The 13,334-nt window shown below is 68.6% G+C and carries 12 protein-coding genes and 2 rRNA genes; 3 read left to right on the top strand and 11 right to left on the bottom strand.

All coding sequences use genetic code 11. The annotated features are described in order from the left end of the window. Positions 1–157: 157 nt before the first annotated feature. From ACFWI4_RS11700 to ACFWI4_RS11710, 3 genes are all read left to right on the top strand, one after another. Positions 158–1,099 (top strand): HAD family hydrolase, encoded by a 942-nt coding sequence (locus tag ACFWI4_RS11700; protein ID WP_385408657.1) that lies wholly within the window; start codon positions 158–160, stop codon positions 1,097–1,099. Positions 1,100–1,696: 597 nt separating this feature from the next. Further along, complete coding sequence (locus tag ACFWI4_RS11705; protein ID WP_385408655.1) at positions 1,697–2,467, top strand: ECF subfamily RNA polymerase sigma factor, BldN family; 771 nt, start codon at positions 1,697–1,699, stop codon at positions 2,465–2,467. Positions 2,468–2,722: 255 nt separating this feature from the next. Beyond that, positions 2,723–3,946 (top strand): DUF5667 domain-containing protein, encoded by a 1,224-nt coding sequence (locus ACFWI4_RS11710; protein WP_387193991.1) that lies wholly within the window; start codon positions 2,723–2,725, stop codon positions 3,944–3,946. A 104-nt stretch (positions 3,947–4,050) separates the two neighbouring features. Here ACFWI4_RS11710 and ACFWI4_RS11715 read toward each other — a convergent pair whose 3' ends face one another. The 11 genes from ACFWI4_RS11715 to ACFWI4_RS11765 all read right to left on the bottom strand — a co-directional run. After that, positions 4,051–5,103 (bottom strand): lysophospholipid acyltransferase family protein, encoded by a 1,053-nt coding sequence (locus ACFWI4_RS11715; protein ID WP_385408651.1) that lies wholly within the window; start codon positions 5,101–5,103, stop codon positions 4,051–4,053. Positions 5,104–5,117: 14 nt separating this feature from the next. After that, on the bottom strand, positions 5,118–6,179 hold the full coding sequence (locus ACFWI4_RS11720) for an NAD-dependent epimerase/dehydratase family protein (RefSeq protein WP_387193995.1): 1,062 nt from the start codon (positions 6,177–6,179) through the stop codon (positions 5,118–5,120). Positions 6,180–6,546: 367 nt separating this feature from the next. Next, positions 6,547–6,645 (bottom strand): 30S ribosomal protein bS22, encoded by a 99-nt coding sequence (locus ACFWI4_RS11725; protein ID WP_003948845.1) that lies wholly within the window; start codon positions 6,643–6,645, stop codon positions 6,547–6,549. Between the two features lie 142 nt (positions 6,646–6,787). Further along, positions 6,788–6,997, bottom strand: a complete 210-nt coding sequence (locus ACFWI4_RS11730; RefSeq protein ID WP_093781815.1) for a helix-turn-helix domain-containing protein — start codon at positions 6,995–6,997, stop codon at positions 6,788–6,790. Between the two features lie 129 nt (positions 6,998–7,126). Next, complete coding sequence (locus ACFWI4_RS11735; RefSeq protein ID WP_387193998.1) at positions 7,127–7,942, bottom strand: phosphatase; 816 nt, start codon at positions 7,940–7,942, stop codon at positions 7,127–7,129. Positions 7,943–8,027: 85 nt separating this feature from the next. Further along, a complete protein-coding gene (locus ACFWI4_RS11740; protein ID WP_387194001.1) occupies positions 8,028–9,200 on the bottom strand; it encodes an acetoin utilization protein AcuC in 1,173 nt (390 codons plus the stop codon). Next, positions 9,151–10,374, bottom strand: a complete 1,224-nt coding sequence (locus ACFWI4_RS11745) for an MFS transporter (protein WP_387194004.1) — start codon at positions 10,372–10,374, stop codon at positions 9,151–9,153. The genes ACFWI4_RS11740 and ACFWI4_RS11745 overlap by 50 nt, the downstream gene beginning before the upstream one ends. A gap of 140 nt (positions 10,375–10,514) precedes the next feature. Beyond that, on the bottom strand, positions 10,515–11,252 hold the full coding sequence (locus tag ACFWI4_RS11750; protein ID WP_387194007.1) for a VC0807 family protein: 738 nt from the start codon (positions 11,250–11,252) through the stop codon (positions 10,515–10,517). A 134-nt stretch (positions 11,253–11,386) separates the two neighbouring features. Next, positions 11,387–12,031, bottom strand: a complete 645-nt coding sequence (locus ACFWI4_RS11755) for an HAD family hydrolase (protein ID WP_385408639.1) — start codon at positions 12,029–12,031, stop codon at positions 11,387–11,389. A gap of 67 nt (positions 12,032–12,098) precedes the next feature. After that, positions 12,099–12,215, bottom strand: a 5S ribosomal RNA gene (rrf, locus tag ACFWI4_RS11760). 89 nt (positions 12,216–12,304) lie between these two features. Then, positions 12,305–13,334 (bottom strand): 23S ribosomal RNA (locus ACFWI4_RS11765); the annotation flags it as partial.

Consider the following 13,334-nt stretch of genomic DNA (forward strand, 5'->3'; position numbering starts at 1 on the left):
CGCCCCCGGCACCCCCGTGGGCACGCCCGGGGCACGGGCCGGTCCGCCGCGCCGGCGGGGTCCGGAACCGGTCGTTTAACGGCATGGCCGCGGAGAGTTCACAGCGTCGAATCCTCTCGACTCCGGAAGCACCGAACAGACTGGCTATGCTCACGACATGGCCGCTCTCGGATGGCTCACTCCCCGTAGGCGCTCCGCGACCGCGCGGAGCGTGTTGGCAGGCGAGGCCTCGGCAGAGGCAGCGCGCAAGTCCTCGCAGGAACTCCAGGAACTCGAAGAACAGGCGCCACCGGACGCCGTGGAGGAACCCGTCTTCCCGGTGCTCGGCGACGACAAGGCCGCCGCGTTCTTCGATCTCGACAACACCGTGATGCAGGGTGCCGCCCTCTTCCACTTCGGGCGCGGGCTGTACAAGCGGAAGTTCTTCGAGACCCGCGACCTCGCGAAGTTCGCCTGGCAGCAGGCGTGGTTCCGGCTGGCCGGGGTCGAGGACCCCGAGCACATGCAGGAGGCGCGCGACTCCGCGCTGTCGATCGTCAAGGGCCACCGGGTCTCCGAGCTGATGTCGATCGGCGAGGAGATCTACGACGAGTACATGGCCGAGCGGATCTGGCCCGGGACGCGGGCGCTGGCCCAGGCGCACCTGGACGCCGGACAGAAGGTGTGGCTCGTCACGGCGGCGCCGGTGGAGATCGCCACGGTGATCGCGCGGCGGCTCGGGCTGACGGGTGCGCTCGGTACGGTCGCGGAGTCGGTGGACGGGATCTACACCGGGAAACTGGTCGGCGAACCGCTGCACGGGCCGGCGAAGGCGGAGGCCGTACGGGCGCTGGCGGCCGCGGAGAGCCTGGACCTGTCCCGGTGCGCCGCGTACAGCGACTCGCACAACGACATCCCGATGCTCTCGCTGGTCGGGCACCCCTACGCGATCAACCCGGACTCGAAACTGCGCAAGCACGCGCGGGACTTCGACTGGCGGCTGCGGGACTACCGCACCGCGCGCAAGGCCGCGAAGGTCGGGATTCCCGCGGCGGCCGGGGTCGGAGCGGTGGCCGGCGGCACGGCGGCGGCGATCGCACTGCACCGACGGCGTCGCTAGCTCGCTCGCTCGCTCGCGGGGTCGGTCCGGTGGGTGGGTCGGGGCCGTGCCGGTGCATCAGGCCGTCGCCGTTGGGTGAGGTGTGGGCGTCGGTGGCGACGGCCATCGACGTACCGGCACGGCCCCGACGATGCGTACCCGGCTGCGGGTGCGTCCACGTTTCGGTTCCGGCGAAAGGTTCAGCCCCTCCGGCGCTTGAGGAGCGGGGTCCGGGGCGGAGCCCCGGGTGCGGGTCGGGTAGGGGCGGAGGGGGCGAAAACCTGTCCGGACCTGGGGGTTGAGCGCCGCTCCGGCAGGCAATCACATGGTCCTACCCATGTCGTGGGCGACTCAGTCGCGCTCTCCGCAGGCGTGCACAACACGCTCTGTACTCAGACGGAACACGAACCCATCCGATCAACAAGCGATCACCGACCCGTACTTGAACGGGCATCGATCCGTGCCAAAAGCGTCGTAATCGATGATTTTAGCAACTGGGTGTAGTGCTGCCTGTACGAAGCGTTATTCTCCTCAGACGCAAACCGGTACCCCTCCGTCGCTACGACGGGTGAAAGGTCCCGCACTGCACGTGATGGAAGCTCTGCCTCTGGGAGTCCCGTGTACTCACACGTCGGGGTTGACGCCTCGGGCCTGGCTACGCTGCGCGCAACGGTCCTGGACCGTCTGCGCGGCTTCGTCCCCACCGCGTACGCCGTCCCCGCCTTCGCCCTCGCCGCACCCGTCGGACCTTGCTATGCCCTGGCCGACGGCAACGCGACGGTCGGCCGGCGGGGCCGCTCGGGCTCGGCCACCACCGCACGCCGTCCGGCCGCGGACAGCGACAGCGCCCGGATGATGGATCTCGTGGAGCGCGCCCAGGCCGGCGAGGCCGACGCCTTCGGACGGCTCTACGACCAGTACAGCGACACCGTGTACCGCTACATCTACTACCGGGTGGGGGGCAAGGCGACCGCCGAGGACCTCACCAGTGAGACCTTTCTGCGCGCACTGCGGCGCATCGGCACCTTCACCTGGCAGGGCCGTGACTTCGGCGCCTGGCTCGTGACCATCGCCCGGAACCTGGTCGCCGACCATTTCAAGTCCAGCCGCTTCCGGCTGGAAGTGACCACCGGCGAGATGCTCGACGCCAACGAGGTCGAGCGGTCCCCCGAGGACTCCGTCCTGGAGTCGCTGTCGAACGCGGCACTGCTCGACGCGGTGCGCCGGCTCAACCCCCAGCAGCAGGAGTGTGTGACGCTCCGCTTCCTCCAGGGGCTCTCGGTCGCCGAGACCGCCCGGGTGATGGGCAAGAACGAGGGGGCGATCAAGACCCTCCAGTACCGGGCCGTCCGCACCCTGGCCCGGCTCCTGCCCGACGACGTGCGCTGAGCCCGCTTTCGACCACAGGGCCCCGCGCACGCTCAGCGACGCCCAACTCACCTTCCGTGAAAGTCTGTTGACTTAGCGGTCTGTGTGTCCGCCGTCCGTAACCAAGGTGCCGTGACGCTCGTTGTGCGGGATACAGGCTCCCTGTGGTCACGCCTTGGCCAGCGCCGATCACCCGATCGTGTGCACACGGCCAGGGGGTGCAACCCTCAGGACCCCCTGGGGAGTCGACCGTCATGACGAGAGGAGGTGCCGCCAGTGATCGCGAACGTATCGGCCCACCGGCGGGCGAACGCCTTCGCCCAGGCCCTGGAGGAGATCGACCAGGGCACGGCGGCCGAGCAGCCCGATGGGTCGGCACCGTCACGGGCTGCTGCGGAACAGACCGAGCAAGGGCTGCTGTTGGCCCTCGCCACCGGTCTCGGCGAGCTGCCCCAACCGGAGCTGGACCCCGAGGTCAAGATCGTGCAGCGAGCCCAGCTCGTCGCCGCGATGGAGGCCATGCTGCTAGAAGGCACCGCCGCCGGAGGCGAGGGTCCGGGCCGTGCCCTGCCCGAACAGCGGTCCCCCCGGGCCAGGGGCTCGCACCGGGCGACCGGACTGGGGAAGCTGCGCCCCCGGTCACGGCTGTCCAAGGGACTGGCCGCGGGCGGGCTCACCGTCGGCGTGGCCGCCGGGGCCTTCGGCGGTGTGGCCGCCGCGAGCTCCGACGCCCTGCCCGGCGACTCGCTCTACGGGCTCAAGCGCGGCATGGAGGACATCAAGCTGGGCCTGGCCCACGGCGACAGCGACCGGGGCGAGCTCTACCTCGACCAGGCCTCGAACCGCCTGAGCGAAGCCCGCAGGCTGATGGAGCGGGGCCGCTCGGGACACCTGGACCACGAGTCCCTGGGTGAGGTCCGCCGCGCCCTGTCCGGCATGCAGCACGACGCCACCGAGGGCCACCGGCTGCTGCACGAGGCCTACGAACGGGACGGCTCACTGGGCCCCATCCAGGCCCTGTCCGCCTTCTCCCAGTCCCACCGCCAGGCCTGGGGCGCACTGCGTGACCGGCTGCCCGTGCAGCTCGGCGACGTCAGCGACCAGGTCTCGTCGGTCTTCGCGGCCATAGACGAAGAGGTCGACCCGCTGCTGCCCAAGTCGCCCGCCCCCCAGGGCACCGGCCGTCACCGGGGCAGGAGCGAGGAGTCCACCCGCCCGCCGGGCACGGACACCCCGACGCCCAGCGCCGGCGGCAGCTCCGCGGACGCGAGCCACAGCAGCGGCAAGCCCAAGCCGTCGAGTTCGAGCAGCAGCAGCGAGGGCCTGCTCGGCGGCGGCACCGGCGGTCTGCTCGACCCGCCGCAGGACGACACCAGCTCCTCCCCGTCGTCCAGCTCCGGCAGCAGGAGCAGCGCGCCCAACGCGCCCGACGTCACCCTGCCGCCGCTGCTCCCCGGCCTCCTGCCGGGCCTCGGCATCGACACGCAGAACACCGACTGACCGGACCAGCGCGGTACGTCGATGGGGGCGCCCTCCTCGGGAAGGGCGCCCCCATCGACGTACGGGCATATCAGGACATGATCAACAGAATCGTAACTGCATGATCAGAAGAAAACACTCCTGCGCTGCACCAGCAGCTTGTACAGGGTGTGCTGGATCTGCTCCCTGACCTGGTCGGTCAGGTTGAACATCAGCATCGGGTCGTCGGCCGCCTCCGGCGGATAGCCGTCCGTGCGGATCGGCTCGCCGAACTGGATCGTCCACTTGGTGGGCAGCGGGATCGCGCCGAGCGGGCCGAGCCACGGGAAGGTCGGGGTGATCGGGAAGTACGGGAATCCCAGCAGCCGCGCGAGGGTCTTCGCGTTGCCGATCATCGGATAGATCTCCTCCGCCCCGACGATCGAGCACGGAATGATCGGGGTGCCCGCGCGCAGCGCCGTCGAGACGAAGCCGCCCCGGCCGAACCGCTGGAGCTTGTAGCGCTCGCTGAACGGCTTGCCGATGCCCTTGAAGCCCTCCGGCATCACCCCGACCAGTTCACCGCGCTCCAGCAGCCGCTCGGCGTCCTCCGCGCAGGCCAGGGTGTGTCCGGCCTTGCGGGCCAGCTCGTTGACCACCGGCAGCATGAACACCAGGTCGGCGGCGAGCAGACGCAGATGCCGGTTCGCCGGGTGGTTGTCGTGAACGGCGACCTGCATCATCAGGCCGTCCAGCGGCAGGGTGCCCGAGTGGTTGGCGACGATCAGGGCACCGCCGTCGGCCGGGATGTTCTCGACGCCCTTCACCTCGACGCGGAAGTACTTCTCGTAGACCGGCCGGATCAGCGACATGAGGACCTGGTCGGTCAGCTCGTGGTCGTAGCCGAACTCGTCGATCTCGTAGTCGCCCGTGAGCCTGCGGCGCAGGAAGGACAGGCCTCCCGCGATGCGTTCCTCCAGGCTCGCGCCGGCCTTCTGGGGCTGTCGGGGCGGCTGTTCCTCCGGTGTCACAGGAACATCATCCTGCGGGAGGGTCCGTCCGGGCATGGGCTGGACCTCGCGTACGACCACGGGATCACCCTTGCGCCGGCTCCCCGCGGCCCGGCGCCGCGCCGGACGCTGCACCGCAGCCCCGCGCGAGCGGTCGTCGTCGAACGGAATGACCTTGGCGTCCGCCATCGTTGATGCGCTCCTCAGTTGGCGCTCTGCGTCGGGGGGTGGCCGCCGTCCGGTACGGACAGCGCGGCGATCTTGTCCACGGCCCCCGCAAGGGCCTCCGGGGGCAGGAGTCCGGGACCCCTGCTCTGGGCGAAGTCCGCGAACGTCTCCGCCGTCGTGTACTTCGGCTGGTAGCCCAGGGTTTCGCGCATCTGCACCGTGGCGACCACCCGGCCGTGCGTGAGCAGCCGCAGCTGCTCCGGCGAGAAGTCCGTCACTCCCAGGGTACGCACGGCCGTACCGGCCCAGCTGAGGGCCGGCAGCAACAGCGGGACGGTGGGCCGGCCGAGGCGCCGCGCGCACTGCGAGAGCAGCAGGACGCCGTCGCCCGCGATGTTGAACGTGCCGCTGTTCAGGGTGCCCCGCCGGGGTTCGTGCGAGGCGAGCCGCAGGACCTCGATGACATCGCTCTCGTGGACGAACTGGAGCCGGGGGTCGTAGCCGAACACGGTCGGCAGCACGGGCAGCGAGAAGTACGAGGCGAGCGGCGAATCGGCGCTCGGTCCGAGGATGTTGGCGAACCGCAGCACGCACACGGCGACGTCGGGCCTGCGGCGCGCGAAGCCGCGTACGTAGCCCTCGACCTCGGTCGTGTCCTTGGCGAAGCCGCCGCTGGGCAGCGACTTGGGCGAGGTGGTCTCGGTGAAGACGGCGGGGTCGCGGGGCGCCGAACCGTAGACGTTCGTACTGGACTTCACGACGAGCCGCTTGACCGTCGGGGACTTCTGGCAGGCGCCGAGCAGCTGCATGGTGCCGATGACGTTGGTCTCCTTGACCGTGGTCCGGCTGCCGGAACCCAGCGCCGTACCCGTCACGTCCATGTGCACGACCGTGTCGACGGAGTACTCGGCGAGCACCCGGGCGATGGTGGGCTGGCGGATGTCGGCCTGGACGAAGTCGGCCCCGCCGATGTGGTGCTCGGGCGGTACCGCGTCGACGGCGATCACCCGGTCCACCTGCGGGTCACGCTGGATCCGTCGTACGAAGCGGCCCCCGAGCTGCCGGGCCACCCCGGTCACGAGCACGACCTTCCCCAAGATCAGCGCCTTCCTTCCAGAACTGGACGTAGCTCCGCTCGTACTGCCGGGTTCCCCGTGTCCGGCCAACTTAGCGGGTTGATGTTGCGCTGTGATGACCGCCCGATGCACGAAGTGACGACAGCCATGGACGTACGACCAGACCCAGCCATTCGGCCCACAGGCCCGCGTGGCAGGTGTGGCCGAAGACGTTCGACGGTCGAGCGGTCTTTCGGGGCTCCGCTTCTGTTTCCGCGGCCGCGGCGGAGGTCCCCGGTCGGCTCCACGGCGCCTCGGCCGGCCCCCGGGGCGGGATTCCCCCGCCGGGTACGCGTGTGGCCTCTCACCAGCCGGTGAGAGGCCACAGTACGCGTTTCCGCGGCGTCGCTTACTTCTTGTTGCGACGCTGAACGCGAGTGCGCTTGAGCAGCTTGCGGTGCTTCTTCTTCGCCATCCGCTTGCGCCGCTTCTTGATAACAGAGCCCACGACTACCCTCGCTCACTTCTCTTTACTCGGTGCTGGGCTGCATGGGCCCACACGACCTATGAGGGGCCAGCCTACCCGCCCGAGAGCTGAGGTCGTAATCGAGGTGATTCCGGGAGATCGCGAACGGTCTCCCGGAACGCCGTCAGGCGGTCTCCACCCCCACATAGCTCTCACGGAGGTACTCGTGAACCGCTTGCTCCGGCACCCGGAAGGACCTGCCCACCCGGATCGCCGGCAGATGACCGCTGTGCACCAAGCGGTACACGGTCATCTTCGACACTCGCATCACCGAGGCCACTTCGGCCACGGTAAGGAACTGAACCTCGTTCAGAGGCCTCTCGCCTGCCGCCATGTCACACCTGAACCTTCCGCACTCGACGGCCACCGGCTTCCCCTTCCGGTGACTCTTCGTCGTTGCGCACTCACTCCCCAATGTAGGGGCGGGTGATGCGAGTGGGGAAGAGGGGATGCCATCGGCCGCCTACTGTGACAGACACGCTCGATTGAGTACATAGCGAGTAAGCGGTCGGTAGTAATCAGACCGCACAGCGTCATCAAGCGGAACGACGACGGACACCCGCCCCTCTGCCTCTCCGACGAACAGCGCGGGATCGTCCGTATCGGCGAGCCCGATGGCCTCGAACCCCAGCTGACCTGCCCCGCAGACCCATCCGTGGTCCCCGATGACCAGCTTCGGGAGCGGGTCCCCGCACTCCGCGGCGGCGGCCAGAGCGGTCCGAACCGGGAGCGGTGAATGGGTGTGTGCGCCGGTCGTGCGACCGGCGGCAGCCGCCTCCGGTTCGCGCACCAGCGCGACACCTTGTACGTAGTCGAGGTTGTACGTGCGTAGACCGAACCGGGTCGTTATGTCGACAGAGCTACCCTGCGCCGGGGTGAGGACGGTACATCCGGCCGACGACAGGGCGTCCGCGAGCGCGGCGTAGAAATCGATCAGACGGTGCGGGTGACCGGTACCGAGGAGCACGGGGTGACGGTGGCGGGCGGCTTCGCCGAGCCGTTCCGCGAAGGCGTCGAGGGCCGCCAGGGTGCGCTCCGGGTCGATCACATCATGCCCCGAAGTGTGCGACGGATCAGCCGAGACTCCGCATTTGTCGGCCATCAACCCGATCAGATCCCGCTGGCACCAGGCCCATTCGGGATCAAGTCCGAGCAGCAGCCGGGGGTCGCGGGCCGCGAACAGCCGGTAGCTGCGCAGGCTCTGCTCGCGCGAGGTGGCCACGGGCCCGGCGAGCCGGGCGGCCAGCAGATGCGCGCGTACGGCTCCGGTGCTCAACACGTCAGCCAGGCTGGCGCATCCACCCGTACCCAATGCCCAAAATGCCGAATATGCCCCACAGTTGGGCTAATGGCCCGCGCGAGCCCTACGGGAGCATGCCCCGCAGCGGGAACACGGCCTTGCGCGTGGCCACGATCGCCTGGTCCAGCCGGTCCGCCGGGTCGTACCCCGCCTCCCAGTCCTTCCAGGACACAGGCCACCGGCCGTCCGTCATCCGCATCGGCGCCAGCTGCCGCGTACGGGCGAAGACCTCCTGGCGCCAGCTCTCCGGGATCACCGTCTCGGGCTCGACGGGACGGCCCGCGGCGATGGCCACGAGGTGCGTCCAGGAGCGCGGCACCACCTCCACCACCGCGTAGCCGCCGCCACCCAGCGCGACCCAGCGTCCGTCGGCGTACGTGTGCGCCAGGTCGTGGCAGGCGGCCTGCACCGCCCGCTGCGCGTCGAGCGAGACCGCCAGGTGCGCGAGCGGGTCCTCGAAGTGCGTGTCGGCGCCGTGCTGGGTGACCAGCACCTGCGGCCGGAAGTCGGCGATCAGCTCGGGCACCACGGAGTGGAAGGCGCGCAGCCAGCCCGCGTCCCCGGTGCCCGCCGGCAGCGCCACGTTGACGGCGGTGCCCTCCGCGCTGTCCGCCCCGGTCTCCTCGGGCCAGCCCGTCTGCGGGAACAGCGTCCGCGGATGCTCGTGCAGCGAGATCGTCAGGACCCGCGGGTCCTCCCAGAAGGCCGCCTGGACCCCGTCACCGTGGTGCACGTCGACATCGATGTACGCGACCCGCTCGGCGCCCAGCTCCAGCAGCCGGGCGATCGCGAGAGCGGCGTCGTTGTAGACGCAGAACCCCGAGGCGGCACCCGGCATCGCGTGGTGCAGCCCGCCGGCGAAGTTGACCGCGTGCAGCGCCTCCCCGCGCCACACGGCCTCCGCCGCCCCCACGGACTGCCCGGCGATCAGCGCGGACACCTCGTGCATCCCGGCGAACGCGGGATCGTCCATGGTCCCGAGGCCGTACGAGAGGTCGGCCGACGCGGGATCGGCGGACGCGGCCTTGACCGCCGCCACGTAGTCCTCGCGGTGCACCAGCCGCAGCGTCGAGTCCCCGGCGGGCTTGGCCGCCACGACGTCGACGGCCCCGTCGAGCCCGAAGGCATCGACGAGTCCCCGGGTCAGCCGGAGCCGGACCGGATCCATCGGATGGTCCGGCCCGAAGTCATACGCCGTTACTGCCTGGTCCCACATCAGCTGTGCGCGGCCGCTCATGCACGTCACCGTATCGGTCCGGTTGAGGTTCGAACGAGCGGGCGTACCCGAGGGTCGCCAGGACCAGGACCATGGGTACGAGCATGGCGCCCCGGTAGTTCCACGCGTCACCCAGCGCGCCCACGAGCGGGGACCCGACCAGGAAGCCGACGTAGTTGAAGATGTTCAGCCGCGCGATCGCCGTGTCCGACGCCCCGGGGAAGAGCCTCCCGGCGGCCGCGAAGGTCTGCGGGACGATCACACACAGCCCGAGGCCCAGCAGCGTGAACCCGAGCATGCCCACCCCGGCGCCCGGTGCCACGGCGACCACACCGAACCCGAGCGCGGCGACCACGGCACCCAGCCGCACCACCGCCACGGCCCCGAAGCGCCGCACCCCGAAGTCACCGACGGCCCGCCCGACCAGCGTCATCACCATGTAGACGTTGTACGGAACGGTCGCCATCTGCTCCGAGCTGCCCAGTACGTCCTTGAGGTACTTCGCGCTCCAGTTGGAGACCGTCGAGTCCCCGATGTAGGCGAACGTCATCACCAGGCACAGCGGCAGCAGCAGCTTGAAGACGAGAGGCCCGGCACCCGCACCGGCCTGCGCGTCCTCCGTCCCGTCCGCGTCCGTACCCCCGTCGACGTACCACCGGCTGCCGACCAGGGCGAGCGGCAGCAGCACCAGCACGACCGGCAGGTACGACACGAAGAGGCTCTGGTGCCAGTGCGCCCCGGCCCACGCGAGCGAGGCGCCCACGATCCCGCCCAGGCTGTACGCGGCGTGGAAGCCGAGCATGATGCTGCGCCCGTACGACCGCTGGAGGCTCACCCCGAGCATGTTCATCGAGGCGTCGAGGCCCCCGACCGCCAGACCGAAGACGCCGAGGGCGACGGCCACCTCGGCGAGCCGGTCACCGGCACCGACACCGAGCAGGGCCAGCAGCACCACCGGCTGCGACCACCGCAGGATGCGGCTGGGGCGTATGCGCTTGACCAGATGTTCGGTGGTGACGCTGCCCAGCCCGGCGAGGACCGGGACGGCCGCCAGGAACAACGGCAGCAGCGCGTCGGAGATCCCGTAGCGGTCCTGGATGGCCGGGATACGCGTCACGAGCAGCGCGAAGGCGGCACCCTGAGCGAAGAAACTGAACGCCAAAGAGGCCCTACCGCGCCGCAGCACATCTGTCATGGCGGCGAGCGTAGGGCCCCGGCTTACCGGTGGGTAGATCAAGCCGAAGGTGAATTTTGCTCAGCTCTTCGGGGGCGGACCGTCGAGGGAGGGCCGAGGTCCTCGTGGCGGACCCGAACGGGCCCGCCGCCAGGGGGTGTTCAGCCGTGCGTCCCGGCGCCGGCGGCGAGCTCGTGCTCCAGCATCTTCTCCATCGGGACGACGGCGAAGCGGCCGCTGACCAGGAAGGCGAGGACCATCGAGGCGATCGTGACGACCGTGCCGAGCCAGACCATGGTGTCGATCGGCAGCGTGTAGGCGCCCACGGCCTTCGCGACGCACTCGCTGAGCAGGACCGTGCCCCACACCAGCGAGAAGGTCCGCTCGGCCTTCCGGAAGGGCTCGGACCCGGCCGCCAGCCGGTTCCAGGCCGCGGCCCGCGCCGCGTCACCCTTCACCAGGAACGGCTTCATGCCCTGCGTCATCATCGGCCGCCCTAGCCGCACGGACACGAGGACACCGATCCCGATCACGCTGCTGACCCCACTGTCCTTCGCGAGCATCAGCCGCGGGTCCCCGGCGACCAGGCTGAGCGCGAGCCCGACGACGTTGACGACCAGGATCAGCGCGGCCAGGGCGTTGACCCTGCGCTCCTTCACCACGCTCCACACGGTCCGCACGGCCGGCACGACACTGCTCCAGCCGAGGGCGGCCATCGTGCTCATCCCGAACCCGTTCTTCAGCAGGTAGTACGAGCCGACGGGCACCGCCACGTCCACGATCAGCGGCAGGAAGCTCGGCCGGGGGCCGGCGCTCTCCGGGGTGACCGCGCCCGCTCCGGCAGCGCGGGCGGTCTCTGTGGTCTCGCCGGTGCTGATCTCGGTGGCGGTGATGGTCATGGTCGGGTCCCTCCGTCGTCGCTGTGTACGTCCCGTTCCGATGTACTCAGCTTCGCGGTCGGACCCCTCCCTCCGACAGAAACGATCGTCCGGTGCTCGGCATGACAAATGTCAGCGCCCGCGGATGGGTGCCGTCATACCAGCAGGTCAGCCAACTCGCCCATGTCGGCGAACAGTTGGGTGGCACCGGTCAGCCTCTCCGCGGGGGTCATGGCGGTGAACCCGTACACGTCCATCCCGGCCGCGTTGGCCGCCTGGACGCCCAGCGGGCTGTCCTCGACGACGGCGCACCTCTCGGGCCGTACGCCCATGCGCTCGGCGGCGTGGAGGAACAGATCGGGGGCCGGCTTGCCCCGTCCGACGTCCTGCGAGCTGAAGACCCGCGATGCGTCGAACCAGCGGTCGAGTCCGGTCGTCCGGTGTCCGACCCGGATGCGCTCATGGCTGCCGGAGGAGGCCACGCAGTACGGCACTCCGTCCGCGGCCAGCTTCTCCAGCACCTGCTCCGCACCGGGTACGGGCTTCAGCTCCCGTTCGAAGGCGGCGAAGACCCGCGCGTGGAAGACGTCGTCGAAGTCGTCCGGCAACCGCCGGCCGGTGCGCTCCAGGACGAGATCGTGGACGCGGTGCATCGCGGAGCCCATGTAGTCCCGCAGGGAGTCCTCGTACGAGGTCGGGTGTCCCAGTTCGGTGAGATGGGCGGCCAGCAGGGTGTTGGAGATCGGCTCGCTGTCCACGAGGACGCCGTCGTTGTCGAAAATAATCAGGTCGTAGCGCATAACAAAGACCCTAAACGCAGAAAACCCCCGTACCGGTATCCCCGGCACGGGGGTTTTCACAAAAATTGTTCGGCGGCGTCCTACTCTCCCACAGGGTCCCCCCTGCAGTACCATCGGCGCTGTGAGGCTTAGCTTCCGGGTTCGGAATGTAACCGGGCGTTTCCCTCACGCTATGACCACCGAAACACTATGAAACTGTCAACCGCACCACGCTCTGTGACAAACGTGGGGTTGTTCGTGGTTTCAGAACCAACACAGTGGACGCGAGCAACTGAGGACAAGCCCTCGGCCTATTAGTACCAGTCACCTCCACCCGTTACCGGGCTTCCAGATCTGGCCTATCAACCCAGTCGTCTACTGGGAGCCTTAACCCCTCAAGGGGGTGGGAATACTCATCTTGAAGCAGGCTTCCCGCTTAGATGCTTTCAGCGGTTATCCCTCCCGAACGTAGCCAACCAGCCATGCCCTTGGCAGGACAACTGGCACACCAGAGGTTCGTCCGTCCCGGTCCTCTCGTACTAGGGACAGCCCTTCTCAATATTCCTACGCGCACAGCGGATAGGGACCGAACTGTCTCACGACGTTCTAAACCCAGCTCGCGTACCGCTTTAATGGGCGAACAGCCCAACCCTTGGGACCGACTCCAGCCCCAGGATGCGACGAGCCGACATCGAGGTGCCAAACCATCCCGTCGATATGGACTCTTGGGGAAGATCAGCCTGTTATCCCCGGGGTACCTTTTATCCGTTGAGCGACGGCGCTTCCACAAGCCACCGCCGGATCACTAGTCCCGACTTTCGTCCCTGCTCGACCCGTCGGTCTCACAGTCAAGCTCCCTTGTGCACTTACACTCAACACCTGATTGCCAACCAGGCTGAGGGAACCTTTGGGCGCCTCCGTTACTCTTTAGGAGGCAACCGCCCCAGTTAAACTACCCATCAGACACTGTCCCTGATCCGGATCACGGACCCAGGTTAGACATCCAGCACGACCAGACTGGTATTTCAACGACGACTCCACAACCACTGGCGTGGCTGCTTCAAAGTCTCCCAGCTATCCTACACAAGCCGAACCGAACACCAATATCAAACTGTAGTAAAGGTCCCGGGGTCTTTCCGTCCTGCTGCGCGAAACGAGCATCTTTACTCGTAGTGCAATTTCACCGGGCCTATGGTTGAGACAGTCGAGAAGTCGTTACGCCATTCGTGCAGGTCGGAACTTACCCGACAAGGAATTTCGCTACCTTAGGATGGTTATAGTTACCACCGCCGTTTACTGGCGCTTAAGTTCTCAGCTTCGCCAC

The organism is Streptomyces sp. NPDC127038 (assembly GCF_042725875.1).
In the GTDB taxonomy this organism is placed as follows: Bacteria; Actinomycetota; Actinomycetes; order Streptomycetales; family Streptomycetaceae; genus Streptomyces.